The sequence below is a fragment of the Corynebacterium rouxii genome (assembly GCF_902702935.1).
GTDB lineage: Bacteria > Actinomycetota > Actinomycetes > Mycobacteriales > Mycobacteriaceae > Corynebacterium > Corynebacterium rouxii.
Window position 1 is genome coordinate 1,487,719 of record NZ_LR738855.1, and the last position, 18,300, is coordinate 1,506,018.

Here is an 18,300-nt window from a genome sequence, read left to right on the forward strand (position 1 = left end):
ACCGGGATCTTACGAGAATCCTCGCATGGTAACCGTGTTGACGATCAATGCCGTGGGTGGGGTACTCCCCTCCAACTACAATCCCACAGTGTAGCCGATCACATCATCCCACCGCACCTAGGAAATCATCAGTGCATGTCATCACGGCACTGCATCTAAAAATCCAACTTAAAAAGCATTACTTGAAGGGTTATACGCAGCATGTTCGCCATGCGATGAATCCGAAGCATCAGAAGCACCAGAGTCTGCTGGTTGCCAATCATCTTCCTTTGGAGCATCTTCCGGCTTAGCGCCTTTAATCATCCACAGAGTTGTCTCTAACTCTTCAGGTTTGATTAATACCTCTCGGGCTTTTGATCCCTCGGATGGCCCCACAATGCCACGCGTTTCCATCAAATCCATAAGGCGACCGGCTTTAGCGAAACCAATACGCAATTTACGCTGTAACATCGAAGTTGACCCTAATTGCGCAGTAACAACCAATTCTACTGCCTGCAAAAGATCTTCCAGATCATTGCCGATATCGGCATCAATATCTTTTTTAGCTTCAGCAGCTTTGTCTTCGGTTACGCCTTCGGTGTAGTTTGGCTCACCTTGAGCCTTCGCGGCTTCCACGACTGCTTGGATTTCTTCATCAGTAACAAAAGCACCCTGGATACGCTGTGGACGTCCACCCTGCGGGATAAACAAACCATCCCCCATGCCAATCAACTTTTCAGCACCAGCTTGGTCCAAAATCACTCGAGAGTCAGTCAAAGAGGACGTCGCGAAGGCGAGTCGCGATGGAACGTTGGTCTTGATCAATCCCGTGACGACGTCAACTGAAGGTCGCTGGGTAGCTAGGACCAAGTGGATACCTGCAGCACGTGCCTTTTGCGTAATACGAACAATGGAATCCTCGATCTCTTTAGGCGCTGTCATCATCAAGTCCGCGAGCTCATCGACGACACAGACGATGTAAGGATAAGGATGATATTCCCGCTGAGATCCTAAAGGTGCTTGGATTTCGCCTGACTTAACTTTTCGGTTGAAGTCCTTAATATGACGCACGCGTGTGGACTTCATGTCCATGTAGCGTTGCTCCATCTCTTCAACCAACCACTGAAGCGCTGCTGCCGCTTTCTTTGGCTGAGTAATAATTGGCGTAATCAGATGAGGAATTCCCTCATATGGTGTCAATTCCACCATCTTTGGATCCACTAAGATGAGACGAACATCTTCCGGAGTAGCTCTAGTAAGTAGTGATACCAACAAGGAGTTAACAAAAGCAGACTTACCTGAACCGGTAGAACCTGCAACCAATAAGTGAGGCATCTTCTGCACCGAATGTGCAACAAAGTCGCCCTCAATGTCTTTACCAAGTCCAATCAGCATCGGATCATGATCCGAATGTACGCTCTCCGAGTTCAGAACATCACCCAAGCGGACCATTTCGCGATCTGTGTTGGGAACTTCGATTCCCACCGCTGACTTACCTGGGATAGGCGTCAATAGTCGTACGTTGTCAGTTGCAACTGCGTAAGCCAAGTTCGACTGCAAATTCGTGATTTTTGAAACCTTCACGCCAGGCCCCAGCTCTACCTCATAGCGTGTCACTGTTGGGCCACGAGAGAACCCAGTGACATGTGCGTCAACTTTAAACTCAGCAAATACTTCAGAAATAGCTTCGATCATTCGATCATTCGCTTCTGAATGGGTCTTTGCTTCTTTTCCAGGAATTAATAGCTGTGTACTTGGCACAGCATAATGCGACTCAGGTGCCTCATATGGTTGAGCCGGAGATGGAACCGGCGCCGGCTCTGAACTCACGCTGCGAGCTTCTCGGGCCTTAACAGCATCTTGAACGGCTTTTCGGCCAGCCGCAACGATATCTGCTGCAACTTCCGCATCAGTAACTGGCGTCTGTGGAAGGCTCATCCGCGGAGCGCCCAGCTTTCGCGGAACAACAACAGTAGGCTCATCTACTGCAGGGAATTCGTCCGTCTCAGATACATCTCGCGCAGCACGCTGAGTTTCGACAGAACTTTCTTGCGGTCGCGTTGTGCTGGTGGAGTCGAAAAGCGGACGAGAAGCAGCGCCTTCTTCGACGTCGTCGACAAGCGGCGTACTCATTCGTCTCCGTGCTGGAACCGGACGGGGCTTTTCGCGCCGTGGTTGTGGACGGTGCAATTCTTCGCCACGACTCCGAGCCTCGATCTCAGCGTCAGCATCTGCATATAACGGATCGTCTTCATCTTCAGAGTCGTCACGAAGCCCTTGTACAGAATCTTGAATAGCTTCAAAAAGCTCTCTCACCGTGACATTATTAATGCGCAGCGCGCCATAAATAATCACGAGCACCAAAAGCGGAATAGCAAGATAAACAGAAAATCCGCGAGCGATCAGTCCACCTGAATAGGCACCTACGAATCCTCCCGCATGCGTACGTCCCTGCCAGTCCATGGGGTCTCCTGCAAACAAATGAATGAGGCCAAGCATGGAAATGACGATGACGCTTGTTCCTAGCAGCAGTCGAGGTTGATGTTCAGGCTCAGGTAGTTTGCCCAGCATCAAGGCAATGGCTATTGCAACAAGTACCAAAGGCAGTATTAATGCTCCCGCCCCAATGACGAAGTGAACGCCTGCTGCAATCGCGGCACCAATCGGACCGGCGATATCAAACCACACCGAGGCTCCCACTATAAATGCCAATGCAATAAGGATTAAACCAATACCATCGACTGACTCGTCACTAAGTGCCAACGTAAAACGCCCAGCACTGGCATCCTCATCATAATCATCGCGCTGATCTTCGATGTCGCCATCAAAAAGATCTTTTTTAGTCTTCGTCATCCTTGACGGTTTTCTTTTCCTACTTGTGACAACAGTTTCTTCAGAAGAAAACGCATCTTCAACTGAATCGATTTCTTCATCGTCGCGTTCCCTATGGAGTGTCCGTGCCACCGCACGCGTCACCGATCCCACACCGTGCGCAGTAGCAGAAACTAAAGTTCCAAGGCCGGAACCAACGGCACGAAATGCACTGCCCGTACGTTCTTCAGAGGTTTCTGATGCACGTCTGGCCGAACTAGTTGGATAGCTCACTCCCGAAGTAGTTTTTCGACTGCGCCCTGCGGGACCGCTGCCAGAACCCCTACGCGATTTCGAGCTCGGCGAACTACCGCTTGTACGCGGTCGCTTATTCGAGGAGATCCCCGAGGAAGAGGAATTGCTTCTGGCAGTCATGGCCTCCAGCTTAGACTGTTAAGTCACATTCATCACATTCACAACACTAATCCGCACAAGATTTTTGAATCTACGCTATAGCCTTGACTTTTTGAGTAAGTGTGTGGGTCCATCAACGAACAGATCTACTTGGTTACGGCCTAAAATCCACAAAACCACTTCCCCGATATCCCCACGGACATGAACCACAGAATCACCTCGAGCTGACACAACCCCTGTGTCGGCAACGACCAAACGCGAGAATCCTATCGGTTCAATGACCACCGGACAGGCAGAACGACGTAGCAATAGCGGTGCAACCCATCGCATAGCGTCATTAAGCTCTCTCGAATGTCGCTCAGATAAGATACGCGGCTTTGCATGTGTGGGCAATAGATCTAGATCCTGCCACTGCCCCACCGTAGTTTCACCTCGACGCACGTCCTCATGGTGCACAAAGTGCTCAATCCGATTAGCTACCGAATCAAAGTACCTTCCTAGCTGCCCCCATTTCGGCCCCTCCATCCACTGCATAATTACTTGTTCAAAGGGTTGTTGAACAATTTTTCCCATCGCATCATCAACAATACGATGCCCACCTGGAAGAAACATACCAGCAGCGATCCATGGACGATTTTCTCGCATAAGAAGATGGGCTGCCAATTCTTGAGTACTCCAATCACCACAAAGTGTTGGAACATTTGGCCCTTTTTCTAAAAGTAAAGTAGCCAATTGGGCGCGTTCGCTAGTTGCCAGATTCATTTGATCCATTGTAGAGATAAAAAATCCCCCAAAGGTTGCCTTTATATAACGACAACTTCTGAGGGATTAATCAATTACTAGGAACTACTGGCTTTCGCGGCTTGCACGAACATCAGCATCATCGATATCGATGGTCGCTGACGTAGTTGGGATGACCGTTGGCATAATCATTGGCTTACGGCGCCACTTCTGCTCGACGAATCGCGAAACACGACGGCGCAGCTGCTGAACCATACGATATGGATCATTTTCACCTTCTGCGGCCAGATCATTCATCGTCTTTTCAACCAGCTCAGTCACCTCTGGCATCATCGCGACGGCATCCTCAGAGAATCCCTTGGCTTGAACTGTCGGACGCTCAAGCAATCGGGCAGTTCGCGAATCAATCACTGCGGTAATAGCGATCAAGCCGCCTTCACCCAAGGAAGTACGCTCCTCCAAAACCTCAGCATCAATATCACCCATGGTCACACCATCAACATAAAGATGTCCAACCTGCATCTGACCGACAACACGAGCGCGACCATCAACGAGGTCAACCACAACACCGTTTTGAGCTAGTACGACTCGGTCTTCCTCGACACCGGTAGAAATGGCTAGTTCCTTGTTAGCCCGCAGGTGTCGCCATTCGCCGTGAACCGGCATGACGTTCTTTGGACGAGCAGCGTTGTAGAGGAACAGCAACTCGCCAGCGAATCCGTGTCCCGACGTGTGCACCTTGGCATCACGGCCAGTTACTACGGTCGCACCAATCTGGGACAGCATATTCATTACGCCGAAAACAGCTTCCTCGTTACCAGGAACCAAAGAAGACGACAGGATGATCAAATCACCATCGCGAACGGTGATCTGCCGATGCTCACGACGTGCCATACGCGACAAAGCAGCCATAGGTTCACCTTGTGTACCAGTCGTGATTAGTACAACCTTGTGTGGAGCCATCTTGGCTGCATCATCCATGCTGACAATGGTGCCGCGAGGTGCTTTCAAATAGCCCATCTTCTCGGCGATTTCCATATTTCGAATCATGGAGCGACCATTGAACGCTACCTTACGACCTGCAGCAACAGCAGCATCAACGGCTGCCTGAACACGGTAGACGTTCGATGCAAACGATGCCAAGATAACACGCTGCTTTGCATCACTGATCAGGCGCTTCAAAGTTGGAGCAACGCCTGCTTCAGAACCAGAGAATCCCGGAACTGTTGCATTGGTTGACTCACAAAGAAGCAAATCCACGCCCTCATCACCGAAACGAGAAAGTGCCGGCAAGTCGGTTGGACGACCATCTGGCGGGGTCTGATCAAGCTTTACGTCGCCAGTATGGATAACTAAACCAGCGCCTGTCTTAATAGCAACGCCGAGGCAATCAGGAATCGAGTGGTTTACCGCCCAGAATCGGATGTTGAACGGACCGCGGTTGATATCCGACTTCTCGTTTACTTCAATTAGCTTTGGACGCTGATGGTGCTCACGACACTTTGCAGCAATCAATGCCATAGTGAACTTGGAAGCCAGAATAGGCATATCCGGACGCAGCTTTAGCAGCCATGGGATTGCGCCAATGTGATCTTCGTGACCGTGAGTGATTACCAAAGCATCAACTTTGTCGAGCTTATTCTCGATCGGTCCAAAATCCGGAAGGATAAGGTCCACTCCCGGCTCACCCGAAGATGGGAACAGAACACCACAGTCAACGATCAGCAAACGATTGTTGTATTCGAAGACGGTCATATTACGACCAATCTCAGAAATGCCACCTAGGGCATAAATACGTAGGCCGTTCTTCGGAGCCTTAGGTGGCTCAGGCAGCCTCTGCGTAAGATCAGCACCCTGCATTGACTTCACAGGGGTGCGTCGTCCTCTGTTGTTGGACTGGTTGTTCTTCGATTGTGAAGAACGGTTAGAAGAACCATTACCACGACGATTACGACCACCGCGTTGAGTGTTGCGTCCGCGGTTGTTTCGTGAGGACTCCACAGAAGAATCTTTTTCATTCTTTTCGGAGTTCTTTACGGCAGATTCTGCCGGCTCAGCCGTTGCAGCAGAATCAGGTGCTTGGAAAACTGGCGTCTCTGCAGCTTCCGGAGGACCAGCTTTACGGGTAACCTTGCGCGCACGGCTACGAGGTTCAGTCATATTTACAATACTCCAGTTTTATTCATGTCACGGCGAAGATCCTCAATCTCGGACTCACTAGGAGCCACAATAGGAAGACGGGGATCTCCAACCTCAATTCCTTGCAAACGCAAACCTGCTTTTGCCAAAGAAACGCCACCCAAACGAGCTTGAGCAGCAACTAATGGTGCTAGTTGGGCATTAATTTCTCGAGCTTTCTCAAGATTGCTCTGATTAAAGTTTGTGTACATCTCTCGCAGCAACTGTGGTGCCAAGTGACCAATCACCGAAATGAAACCTGTTGCGCCTACCGACAACCATGGCAGATTAAGCGGGTCATCACCCGAGTACCATGCCAGTCCAGTTTCAGCAATAAGTGTCGTGGCAGCTGCGATATCTCCTTTAGCATCCTTTACAGCTGTAATCGTTGGCAACTCAGCCAATCGACGCAAGGTGTCCGGTGCGATGGGTACCACAGAACGTGGAGGGATGTCATACGCACAAATCGGCAGGTCTGTTGCCTCCGAAACTGTGCGGAAATGCTGATAGATACCTTCTTGACTCGGTTTAGAGTAGTAAGGGGTAACAACCAGCAAAGCATCAGCTCCGGCCTCTGCTGAGGCCCGAGCCATCTCGACCGAAGCTGCGGTGTTATTGGTTCCAGCACCAGCTATAAGCTTGGCGCTATCTCCTACCTCCGCTTTGACGGCCTTGAGCAGGTCGATCTTTTCTTTCAACGATGTAGTGGGTGACTCGCCCGTCGTACCGGCAAGCACCAAGGAATCAATGCCATTGCTCACAAGGTGAGCTGCCAGCTTTTGACCAGCTTTTATGTCAAGAGCTCCATTAGCATCAAAAGGAGTTACCATCGCCACTGCGATAGTTCCAAACTCTTCGATTCCGTTGTTCGCTGTCAAACCTGTGCTCATGGTGGTCTAGGTTACCCGCTTATAGCCAATAAGTAATCATTATGTCGACATTTCATCGAAATATCGCCATTTTCTCGGTTTCAGTTGGCCCGAAACCCAGCATTATTTCTTACGATTTAGTAATCAGTGACATATGGACTCGTCGCCATAATTGAGCCGTCTGAAAGCACTGAAGTTTCAAAATCGGAAAATACCGTGGGGGCCTTCTCCTTTAAGATCTGGAGGCATCGAACAGCAAGGCTGCGGATTTCAACATCGGCGTGTTCGGTTGCACGCATACCGATGAAGTGACGCCATGCCCGGAAATTTCCTGTCACCACGATGCGCGATTCTGTCGCATTCGGCAGTATCGACCGTGCAGCTTGGCGAGCCTGTTTGCGTCGCAAAATTGCATTTGGTTCATCAGCCAATTTATTGTCTAACGCCGTCATCATTTCGGAATAAGCGAATCGCGCCTCATCAACGGTACTAAGAAAAAGTTTTCTGAGCTGCGGATCGTTGTCAATCAATGGCGGAATGACCACATGGGTTTCATCACTGTGAACAAAACGTTGTGAAAGTTGGGAAAACGAGAAGTGCCGATGACGAACAAGCTCGTGCGTGGCAGAGCGTGACAGCCCTCGAATGTACACAGTCGCTGTCGGGTGTTCTAGCAACGCCATATGCCCTACCTCCATAATGTGCCGGATATAGGCATCATTAGCTGCAGTTCGAGGATTAGGCTTGTCAAAAGTTTCGTAACAGGCCCGACCAGCAAATTCGACTAGTGCTTCAGAATCTGTTGCTACGGAATCTGCTTCCCAGTCGACTCCAGATGGCGCAGTAAAAGTACTACATGCCACCAGCTGGACATCAAGCAAAGACTGCTGTGCCATTAGATACCCAAGTAGTGCTCAAGTCCGACTGTAAGACCGAGATGCTGAGTAACATTTCGCACTCCGACCAATACGCCTGGCACAAAAGAGGTTCGATCGTAGGAATCTTGGCGAATCGTTAACGATTGACCACGACCACCAAAGATTACTTCTTCATGCGCCACCATGCCGGTCAACCTTATCGCGTGGACTTTCACGCCATCAACATCTGCACCGCGTGCGCCATCAAGAGATTGTTCGGTGGCATCAGGCTGTGCTGGCATTCCGGCATCACGACGTGCCTGCGCAATGCCTTCAGCTGTGTGAATAGCGGTACCTGAAGGCGCATCCAGTTTATTGGGGTGATGGTATTCCACTACTTCTGCGGAATCAAAGAATTGAGCTGCCTGACGAGCAAAAACCATAGTGAGAACAGCTGAAATAGCAAAATTCGGCGCAATAAGAACACCAGTGTCGCCCTTTTCTGCCGCCCATTTTTTGACGATTTCTAAACGTTCAGGAGTAAAACCTGTGGTTCCCACGACGCAATGAATTCCGTGTGCGATACAGAACTCTAGGTTGTCCATGACGGAGTCAGGAGTTGTGAAATCGACGATAACTTCCGCTCCAGATTGCACAAGCACATCAAGGCTATCGCCACGATCAACCTCAGCAACAAGCTCCAAATCCTCAGCTGCTGTTACACCGGCGACAATTGCTTGTCCGACTCGGCCTTGGGCTCCTAATACGCCTACCTTGATCGCCATATTCTCCTCTTTCTATCCTTAATTGTCCGTCGTCTTTGATGTAAGTGCAGCATCACTCACGAATGCATTCAAGTCTACAACGACACTGAAACGTTCAAGCCCCTTGTCGAGCTTTCCTAGGGAATCCCTCTAGGAGCTATGGCAAGGGGCTTGAGCATGTTTTAGATCACCGTGAAATTTAGTCCGCGTTTTTCACTGGAGCCAAGGAAATCTTGCCACGGTTGTCAATATCTAGGATTTCAACCTCGAGCTTATCTCCTACGTTGACTACATCTTCAACCTTCTCGATCCGCTTGCCACCACCAAGCTTGGAGATGTGAACCAGTCCGTCCCGTCCTGGCAGCAAGGATACGAAAGCACCAAATGCAGTGGTCTTTACAACAGTACCGAGGAAACGCTCTCCGACCTTAGGTAGCTGTGGATTAGCGATAGCATTAATCTTTTCGATTGCAGTCTCTGCAGCAGCACCGCTGGTTGCCGAAACATAAACCGTGCCATCTTCTTCAATGGAAATGTTGGCGCCAGTTTCTTCGGTAATAGAGTTAATGGTCTTGCCCTTTGGACCGATAACCTCACCGATCTTGTTCACTGGAACGGTAATCGCAGTAATACGTGGTGCGTAATCGCTCATCTCGTCTGGAGTTTCGATTACTTCTGCCATCGTGTCCAAAATGGTGTTACGTGCATCATTCGCCTGCGATAGTGCCTGCGCAAGCACCTCAGAAGGAATGCCATCAAGCTTTGTATCTAGCTGCAAAGCGGTGATGAACTGGCGGGTACCAGCGACCTTGAAGTCCATATCGCCAAAGGCATCTTCGGCACCTAGGATGTCAGTCAAAGCCACATAACGAGTTTCGCCGTCTACTTCATCAGAGACCAAACCCATCGCAATACCAGCAACCGGAGCCTTCAATGGTACACCTGCGTTGTACAAAGACAAGGTAGACGCACATACAGAGCCCATCGAGGTGGAGCCGTTCGAACCCAATGCCTCCGACACCTGACGGATTGCATATGGGAACTCTTCACGACTAGGGATCACAGGAACCAATGCACGCTCGGCCAAAGCACCGTGGCCAATCTCACGACGCTTAGGTGAGCCAACACGACCAGTTTCACCGGTGGAATACGGTGGGAAGTTGTAGTGGTGGATATAACGCTTCGAAGTTGCTGGAGTCAACGAATCGATCTGCTGCTCCATCTTGAGCATATCGAGAGTTGTTACACCCAGAATCTGAGTCTCGCCACGTTCGAACAGGGACGAACCATGAGCACGCGGGATGAGGTCAACTTCCACACCCAAATCACGAATATCGGTTACACCGCGACCGTCGATACGGAAGTGTTCCGTCAAGATCATATGACGGACGATCTTCTTCATTACAGCATTGTATGCTGCACGAATCGCCTTGGATGCAGCCGCCTCGTCATCAGATCCGAGCTGAGCAATCAGATCTGCTTCGATTTCTTCCATGTAAGCATTGGTTGCCTCATCACGATCTTGCTTGGATTTGATCGTAAGCAACGAACGCAGTTTCTTAGAAACCTTCTTCTCCACTGCATCGTAAACAACGTCAGTGTATGGCGGGAAGAGCGGGAATTCTTGGGTTTCTTTAGCTGCCCGCTCGGCCAGTCCAGCCTGTGCACGGCAAAGAACCTCAATGAATGGTTTAGCAGCCTCGAGACCTTCGGCAACTACAGATTCCGTAGGAGCTGGAGCACCAGCTTTCACCCGATCTACAACCTGCTCAGTAGCTCCAGCCTCAACCATCATGATGGCAACATCATCAACGATCTTTTTGCCTTGTTTCTTCGAAACAATACGTCCTGCTACCACAAGGTCAAAGAGCGCTTGTTCATGCTGTTCATGAGTTGGGAAAGCAATCCACTGTCCCTTAGGGTGCGCATCGTCTGCGATCAGCGCCATTCGCACACCGCCAACAGGACCAGATACTGGCAGACCAGACAACTGTGTTGCTGCAGAGGCACCGTTAATTGCTACAACATCGTACATGTCCTGTGGGTTGACGGAAAGAACAGTGATGACTACCTGTACCTCGTTGCGTAGCCCCTTAACAAAGGTTGGGCGCAAAGGGCGGTCAATCAAACGGCAAGCCAAGATGGCCTCAGTGGAAGGACGGCCTTCACGACGGAAGAACGATCCTGGAATCTTACCAGCTGCGTACATACGCTCTTCAACGTCAACGGTCAGCGGGAAGAAATCAAATCCTTCACGTGGCTGATTGGATGCCGTGGTCGTTGCCAACAACATCGTGTCGTCGTCAAGGTAGGTTGTAACTGATCCATCTGCTTGACGTGCCAATTGGCCGGTCTCAAAACGAATGGTGCGCTTTCCAAAATCACCGTTATCGATGGTTGCGATTGCCTCGGTGATTCCAAATTCCTCGTCAATGTTAAAGACGACGTTGGAAGGCTTTGTGCTCAAAGTGGGCTTCTCCTCTTAATTTTTCGTGCATGCGATCATCGGTGTCGCTTGCTTGCCGAAAATTCATTCTTCTTATGGCAACGATCAAACTCTAGCATGAACAAACTAAGAAAGCCGCCTGAAATCTCAGCACAATTGCTAAGACCTCAGGCGGCAAAGGTTGTTAATACAACCAGATAACACCAAAGCTGATTATCGACGCAGACCCAAACGTGCGATCAGGTCACGGTAACGATCAACGTTGTTGTCGGCCAAGTACTTCAGCAGACCCTTGCGGCGACCAACCAACAACAGCAGACCACGACGAGAGTGGTGATCGTGCTTGTGGAACTTCAGGTGCTCGGTCAGCTGGTTGATGCGTGCGGAAAGCAGCGCAACCTGAGCCTCTGGAGAACCGGTGTCAGTCTCGTGAAGGCCGTACTCAGCCAAGATGGATTTCTTCTGCTCAGTGCTCAAAGCCATGAGTAAAACTCCTAGTAAATATTTCAGTCCACATAAAATATCAGTGCTCTAGCTACAAAGTAATCATAAAAAGAACACGGATCCTTACTGCTGTGAACCGCAGTAAAAGAACCTTGAGCAGCTTAGCACATAGTGTGCCTCTGTCGTATCATTTTTCTAAATATCTATTCCATCATCATGCATTGCTACCTTGAGCTACCCGGGTAATTCGTTCCATAAATTCCTTGAGGAATCGATCAACGTCTACCCCAACAGCAACTTTGCAGTTCTTTTGCGGATCGTTAAGTCGGACTTCATCACCGATGGTACGTCCACGTGTCGGACCCTCAGTGTCTACTTTGAGGTTAATAGGCAGCAAGGTCACCAGCGATGGATCGATCGCAACACCGACAGCTAACGGATCATGCAAGCCGCAGCCGCCAAGGTGAGGAGCCGTAGTGTCATACGCCTTGATGTAATAATCCGTCGCATCGGCAAGGAAATTACCAGCGGGTGTACCAAGCGCTCGCCATGTAGCCGTTTCCGCATACGTGAGAAGCGTTTGCAGAGTCACATCAAGCCCCACCATTGTAATATCCCCAGCATTGCGCACCATGATATCCGCGGCTTCTGGGTCCTGATTGATATTAGCCTCTGCCCACTGACTGACATTGCCAGGTACGGTAAGCGCGCCACCCATAAAAACGATCTGCGCATTTCGAGCAAATGCTTCACTCTTTTGCATTGCAGCCGCGATATTAGTCATAGCGCCGGTAGGAACAATCATGAGTTCCTCCCCATAACGTTCTACCGATTCGATCAAGAAATCGACAGCGCTAAGTTCTTGTACTTTCCTAGTAGGCTCAGGGACTTCTGCCTCGCCAATACCATTTTTCCCATGGATGAAAGCAGAGATCTCGAGTACCTCGAAGCTTTCTTTAGCCAATGCATGCGGTTCACCGGCATACACAGGTACGTCGCTACGCCCGAATAATTCTAGAAGCGCTAAATCATTTCGCACGCCTGCTTCTACGAGAACGTTTCCGTAAGTTGCGGTAACGCCAATAAGATCGAGCTCAGGCGAGCCAAGTGTGTACGCCAAGGCTAGGGCGTCATCAATTCCAGTATCCAAATCAAGGATAATTTTTTTCATCTCGATGGTCCTTAAGCTGCAGTGGTAGGGAAAGGAATGACAATCAAAAATTAGATGTGCAATATGGCACGCGTTTGAGTTACATCGTTTTCAATGGCAACAAGCAACTCGTCAATGCCATCAAATTTGACCATCGGACGAATCCGATCGACGAACTCTACGACTATGGAATGACCATAAAGATCAGCATGTCGGTCGAGGACAAATGACTCTACGCTGCGACGCTTATCCCCGAACGTAGGATTATGTCCGACTGAAATTGCCGCCGGATACCGCACCCCACGCACCATATCGCCATCAATAGGCGCCGAAGAAGTAACCGTGAGCCAACCTGCATAGACGCCGTCTTCTGGCAACGCGATACTATCAGGGAAATAAAGGTTGGCAGTCGGAAAACCGAGTTCTTTGCCGCCGCGACCTGCCCCGCGCACAACATCGCCATGAACAGAAAATTCACGGCCTAGCCCCCAGTTTGCACGTCGAATATCACCCTGTAGCAAAGCTGACCGAATAGCGGTAGAGGACACTACATCACCATTTTCCGTCAGAAGATCCAGTACGTAGATTTCAACTCCGTACTTCTCCCCTAATTGTTTTAGCGTTTCTGTCGTTCCCGCAGCCTTGTACCCGAAAGTAAAATTCTTTCCTACTACCACTGCTTGAGCATTGAGTTTGTCTTTAATCACAGAACAGAAAAACTCTTCAGACGACAAGTGCGAGAGCTCCGCAGTGAAGTTCATAGCGAACATGTGATCAACGCCTAAAGATTCTGCTAAATCTGCCCGCTGATTAACCGTTCCCAGCAAGGGAGGCATCTTGTCAGGTCGCAAGACCGACAACGGATGCGGGTTAAACGTCACGAGCACACTAGGAACTCCCAATGCATGTGCTCGATCAGTCGCTGCTGCTACAAGGGTCCGGTGGCCACGGTGAACACCATCAAATACACCAATGGTGATAACTGAGGCTTTCAAATCTGCTGGAATATCTTCTAATCTGTGCCAAATGTCCACCTGATCCACTTTAAGCCATAGACTGTCATCTATGAATGATGCTCTCGCAAACTCAGGCCTTGTGATTGTCGACAAACCCCAAGGAATGACCTCCCACGACGTTGTTTCTAAAATCCGTCGAATCTTTTCCACCAAAAAGGTGGGTCATGCTGGAACCCTCGACCCTATGGCTACAGGAGTGCTCGTATTGGGGCTAGAGCGCGGGACCAAATTCTTAGCGCATATGGTTGCGTCCACAAAATCCTATGCGGCCACTATTCGTCTCGGTGCTGCTACTACTACCGATGACCGTGAAGGCGAAAAAATCACTTCAGCTTCACCTGATCAACTCGCAGCAATCACCGACGCCATGATTTCCGATGCCGTTGAGCAGTTTCGAGGATCGATCATGCAACGTCCTGCCGCGGTTAGTGCCATCAAGATAGATGGGAAAAGAGCTCATCAACGCGTGCGCGAAGGTGAAAAAATAGAGATTCCGGCACGGCCTGTGACCATTTCTCGGTATGACATTTTAGAGATTCGTCGTGACGCAAGTTTCATCGACATCGACGTAGAAGTCGATTGTTCTTCAGGAACCTACATTCGTTCTCTAGCCCGTGATCTCGGCGAAGAACTCGGGGTAGGTGGGCACTTAACCGCGTTACGACGAACACAGGTAGGACCGTTTACGCTCGATAATGCTGTAACACTCGAAAAATTGGAAGAAACCCCACGTGTTTCTCTGACCCTTGATCAAGCATTAGCAGTGAACTACCCAGTTCTTGCTGTTTCAGAAAAAGAGGCAAGCGATCTCGCCATGGGCAAATGGCTTGCACCACTCGGTCTCAAAGGAACCCACGCGGCGGTCGATCCTCATGGACGGGCTATCGCCTTGGTAAAAGAACAAGGCAAACGTCTAGCCACCATATTTGTGGCTCGTCCATCGACTCTTTAAGCCTTCGCCGGAACGGCAGTAGTTGCTACGACATAGCCATCATGTATTGCCCACTTTCCTTCAATAAAAGGAAACGGGGTGGGCCGAATAAGCAAATAAGAAATAAACGTGCCATCGGCTCTAATATCAATTTCCGCCTGATCAAAATCGAGCCATCGCTGAGTAATGGGAAACCAAGCCTTATAGGTTGCTTCTTTGGCACAAAACAACAATCGATCAGCAAATAATAGGCCCCTAGCACGTAGATCGTCCAACATGGCAATTTCATTGGGCCGCGCAATTGACCCCAAAATACCACCAGGCAATTCCTCAGCAATCTCTGCATCAATGCCCATAGAAGCGACTTCAGTAGTCGGCGCAACAACCGCCGCCCTCAAGCCCTCTGTGTGCGTTAACGATCCGGCAATACCAACCGGCCACAAAGGCATGCCGCGTTCACCGCGCAAAATTGCCGGATGATCATACAACCCCAACTTGCGCAAACTCTGGTGTGCGCACCAACGTGCATCGCCAAACTCAGCGCGCCGAACGGCCACTGCATTTTTCACCTGTGCTTTTTCTAAAACATGCAGTCTATTAAAATTTGTTAAATCCGGTGCATGCCTCGGAACCAATAATGCAGTGCTACGAGCTGATTGTGGGAACAATCTCGAATCCAGCGCATACTCGCGATTGCTGTCCGCTATCATGCCGCCACCTCCGAGGTCATGACGGGAAACGGCCACGAACGATCTGCAATATTTTGTGACCATTGATGTGGGTAACCAAGCGAAACTTCTACGTGCCGGACCCCGTCGATAATGCGCTCATTCGGCACATGAAGGTGGCCGTATACAACGGTGGTAGCGTTGTATCGAACCGGCCACGAGCGTGTGTGTCGAGTGCCACACCACAACCCAATCTCAGGAATCGGAAGTTCAGATACTGGTTCTTGGACCAATGGCCAGTGATTAATGAGGATCTTCGGTCCACGTTCCCTACTTAAGCGATGCACCGAATATGCCAAGCGGTCCCAGCACCAAGCGCGAATATCCACAAAAGGCGCAATAGCAAACTGATCAGTTAACACGAGTTGCTTGTCATGCGCAGACTGTAGCGCAGCCTCAATTGTCTGGCCTTCTGGCCGAAACGAATAATCGTAGAGAGTAAAAAGCGGTACCACTGTTACGCCATGAAAAACTGGATACGGATCCTCCGGCGTTAGTACATCAATTTGGCGACATCTTCGCACCAATTCGTCATACTTCGCTCTGCCCTGAAAGCGGTCACTACTACGGCAAAAAAGTTCGTGATTTCCTGGCACCCAAATGACTGTGGCAAAGCGTTGCCGAAGCTCATGAAGTACATCAATCACAACCGACGTACGCTCCGCCACGTCTCCAGCAACAATGAGCCAGTCGGAAGGATCATGAGGTTGAATCGCATCAATGCGATCACCATTAGCGCGTACAGCAGCATGTAGATCTGCAACAGCCCACAAAGTCTGAACCATCGTCGATCAACCTCCTTCAACCCCGCCACAACTTATAGAAATGCTTTTAGGATACCCTCGCCCATTTCATAGAACGGAAACGCCACCAACACGTACCCAAACGAATACACAGAAAGGCGATTAGACCCCACCACACACCGACCAGCCCAGCATCAAGTATGAGCGCCAGCCATACACCTGGAAGAAATCCACAGACAACCGAAGCGATAGAAACAGTACGCAAAAAAGCAGCATCAGAAGCACCCAACAAAATCCCATCCAAGGAAAAAACCACACCGCCGAGTGCAATCAATGCCACAAGTTGCCACCACGGACCAGCCATAACATCAAGAACATCTGTATCACGTGTAAATACCTGTGGGATCGTCGACCACCCAAGCGCGAATACTGCGGCTAAAAGAACTCCAAAAAGAGTTGAGTACCGAATTGATTTTTCGCCAACAGCTCGGGCAACTGCTGCACTTCCAGCACCTAAAGCAGCACCGATAAGCGTTTGGCCCGCAATCGCGAGTGAGTCAAGAACAAGGGTGAGAAAACCCCACAGCTGCATGAGCACCTGATGCGCCGCCAACGATTCTGCACCAAAACGTCCTGCGACCGCAGCAGCAGACAAAAACGACACTTGAAACGAAAACGAGCGAAGGATTAAATCCCGCCCCAATACCAGCTGTGCCTTCATTATCTGCCACTGCGGACTCCAGCTTCCGCGATGATAGCGGACTAAACATCCCACGAATAACACTGCTGTGATCGAAGTTCCCATAAGGTTCGCCCAAGCGGAGCCCACCAAGCCCCACCAATGCACGAAAAATGGAACCGCGCATGCGCCGGGAATCACACCAGCCAACGTAAACACCAGGGGGCCTCGGGTGTTCTGGATCCCACGTAACCAGCCGTTACCGGCCATGATGACCAAAATCATCGGTACCCCAAAAGCCGTGATACGAAGCCAATGTCCCACATTATTAGCTACTTCTCTATTCCCTGTGAGCCACCATGCGAATGTGGGAGCACCAAAAAACAAAATCGTTGCGAGCACTACCCCTACAAGCAATGCGATCCACGTTGCTTGAACCCCCTCGTACACGGCTTGGTCCTGTTTTCCTGCCCCATACAAGCGTGCTGATCGTGCGGTTGTTCCGTAGGACAAAAAAGTGAGCTGCGTGGTTACTTGGGAGTAAATTACTGTTCCTGCCCCCAAAGCTGCAAGCGCGACAGTGCCTAGTCCACCAACAACTGCAGTGTCGAGTAACAGGTACAGCGGTGTCGCAGCAAGAACTCCTAGAGAAGGAAGGGCTAACGCAAGAACTGTAGCGGCGGTAATATGCGCTGAACGATCAGCGGTGTTGTTGAGATATTTATTCATAACTTAGCTGTTTCGGGAGCAGCTGCGACTGCTGCCACAATGTCTCCAATTATTTCTTGTTCAGTCCCATAAAGGGTCATACCGGCGGCGTGAACGTGTCCGCCACCACCACATACCCCTGCGATCGCAGCAACATCCCAAGAATCAGATCTTAACGATATCGTCCACGTTTGCTGAGCGTATTCCTTCAAAACTACAGCGAGATCGACACCTTGTAGTCCCCTCACGTAATCAGCGATGCTTTCAACAGCATCTCGCGAATGACCTTTCAACCATGCAATGATGCCGCAGGCAATCACAATATTGACGTTAGTTCCGGTGGAATTGCGAGTGGATTGCCCAGTGCGTAACGAAACCAACACTTGACCGATCAGACGCACATCGTCCAACGAATACGTATCAACCAAATTATGGCTAATCTGCTGAATATCTGCCCCATGCTCAACTAACGATTGGGCAAGCTCATGAATACGTGGTCGTCCCCACCGGAATCCACCAGTATCGGATACCAATCCCGCGTATAGGCATTTAGCAATATCCGGTGTTATCTCTACCCCCAATGCTTGGCACAGGTCATAGACAATTGAGGTTGTTGACTCCGCCTGCGCATCAACTAGGTTTATGTCGCCGAACCCCTCATTCGTTGCATGGTGGTCCAACACTATAACTGGTTGTTTGGCTCCCACAATAGTTTTTCTAGCGCACCCAACCGCGACAAAGCCGCGCAATCGGCAGTAATGATGAGATCACACGGTGGAAGTTCGGTTGTTAAATTAATCGTATGAACACCCGGTAACCACATGAACGACGCCCCAATTGAA

Annotated in this window: 14 protein-coding genes and 1 pseudogene; 1 reads left to right on the forward strand and 14 read right to left on the reverse strand. The window is 50.0% G+C overall.

Annotation, left to right across the window (positions count from 1 at the left end; all coding sequences use genetic code 11):
- Positions 1-168: 168 nt before the first annotated feature.
- From CIP100161_RS07435 to CIP100161_RS07480, 10 genes and pseudogenes are all read right to left on the reverse strand, one after another.
- Positions 169-3,225: an FtsK/SpoIIIE family DNA translocase gene (locus CIP100161_RS07435; RefSeq protein WP_155873238.1), complete on the reverse strand. Its 3,057-nt coding sequence runs from the start codon at positions 3,223-3,225 to the stop codon at positions 169-171.
- 75 nt (positions 3,226-3,300) lie between these two features.
- Positions 3,301-3,966, reverse strand: coding sequence for a TIGR03085 family metal-binding protein (locus CIP100161_RS07440; RefSeq protein WP_155873240.1), 666 nt, complete (start codon positions 3,964-3,966; stop codon positions 3,301-3,303).
- 84 nt (positions 3,967-4,050) lie between these two features.
- A pseudogene (locus tag CIP100161_RS07445) lies at positions 4,051-5,937 on the reverse strand (ribonuclease J); the annotation flags it as partial.
- Between the two features lie 170 nt (positions 5,938-6,107).
- Entirely contained in the window at positions 6,108-7,013 is a 906-nt protein-coding gene (gene dapA, locus CIP100161_RS07450; protein ID WP_155873244.1) for a 4-hydroxy-tetrahydrodipicolinate synthase, read from the reverse strand.
- A 116-nt stretch (positions 7,014-7,129) separates the two neighbouring features.
- Positions 7,130-7,888 (reverse strand): FAD-dependent thymidylate synthase, encoded by a 759-nt coding sequence (thyX, locus tag CIP100161_RS07455; protein ID WP_155873246.1) that lies wholly within the window; start codon positions 7,886-7,888, stop codon positions 7,130-7,132.
- Positions 7,888-8,634: a 4-hydroxy-tetrahydrodipicolinate reductase gene (gene dapB, locus CIP100161_RS07460; RefSeq protein WP_155873247.1), complete on the reverse strand. Its 747-nt coding sequence runs from the start codon at positions 8,632-8,634 to the stop codon at positions 7,888-7,890. The genes thyX and dapB overlap by 1 nt, the downstream gene beginning before the upstream one ends.
- Before the next feature lie 178 nt (positions 8,635-8,812).
- Positions 8,813-11,080 (reverse strand): polyribonucleotide nucleotidyltransferase, encoded by a 2,268-nt coding sequence (locus CIP100161_RS07465; RefSeq protein ID WP_155873249.1) that lies wholly within the window; start codon positions 11,078-11,080, stop codon positions 8,813-8,815.
- Between the two features lie 192 nt (positions 11,081-11,272).
- Positions 11,273-11,542, reverse strand: a complete 270-nt coding sequence (gene rpsO, locus CIP100161_RS07470) for a 30S ribosomal protein S15 (protein WP_003851911.1) — start codon at positions 11,540-11,542, stop codon at positions 11,273-11,275.
- Positions 11,543-11,717: 175 nt separating this feature from the next.
- Positions 11,718-12,674, reverse strand: coding sequence for a nucleoside hydrolase (locus tag CIP100161_RS07475; RefSeq protein WP_155873251.1), 957 nt, complete (start codon positions 12,672-12,674; stop codon positions 11,718-11,720).
- Between the two features lie 50 nt (positions 12,675-12,724).
- Positions 12,725-13,696: a bifunctional riboflavin kinase/FAD synthetase gene (locus tag CIP100161_RS07480; RefSeq protein ID WP_155873253.1), complete on the reverse strand. Its 972-nt coding sequence runs from the start codon at positions 13,694-13,696 to the stop codon at positions 12,725-12,727.
- Positions 13,697-13,718: 22 nt separating this feature from the next.
- On the opposite strand from CIP100161_RS07480, the gene truB reads away from it, so the two are divergent.
- Positions 13,719-14,621: a tRNA pseudouridine(55) synthase TruB gene (gene truB / locus CIP100161_RS07485; RefSeq protein ID WP_155873255.1), complete on the forward strand. Its 903-nt coding sequence runs from the start codon at positions 13,719-13,721 to the stop codon at positions 14,619-14,621.
- On the opposite strand, the gene CIP100161_RS07490 is transcribed toward truB, so the two are convergent.
- The 4 genes from CIP100161_RS07490 to CIP100161_RS07505 are packed head-to-tail and all read right to left on the reverse strand — an operon-like array spanning position 14,618 to position 18,165.
- Entirely contained in the window at positions 14,618-15,310 is a 693-nt protein-coding gene (locus tag CIP100161_RS07490; RefSeq protein ID WP_155873257.1) for a 4'-phosphopantetheinyl transferase family protein, read from the reverse strand. The two genes, truB and CIP100161_RS07490, sit on opposite strands and share 4 nt — an antisense overlap.
- The gene (locus CIP100161_RS07495; RefSeq protein ID WP_155873259.1) at positions 15,307-16,113 is read right to left on the reverse strand and encodes a metallophosphoesterase family protein; all 807 of its coding nucleotides are present in this window, start codon (positions 16,111-16,113) and stop codon (positions 15,307-15,309) included. The genes CIP100161_RS07490 and CIP100161_RS07495 overlap by 4 nt, the downstream gene beginning before the upstream one ends.
- A 46-nt stretch (positions 16,114-16,159) precedes the next feature.
- Positions 16,160-17,479, reverse strand: a complete 1,320-nt coding sequence (locus CIP100161_RS07500) for an MATE family efflux transporter (RefSeq protein ID WP_155873261.1) — start codon at positions 17,477-17,479, stop codon at positions 16,160-16,162.
- Entirely contained in the window at positions 17,476-18,165 is a 690-nt protein-coding gene (locus CIP100161_RS07505) for a DHH family phosphoesterase (RefSeq protein ID WP_232053126.1), read from the reverse strand. The genes CIP100161_RS07500 and CIP100161_RS07505 overlap by 4 nt, the downstream gene beginning before the upstream one ends.
- Between the last annotated feature and the right edge of the window lie 135 nt (positions 18,166-18,300).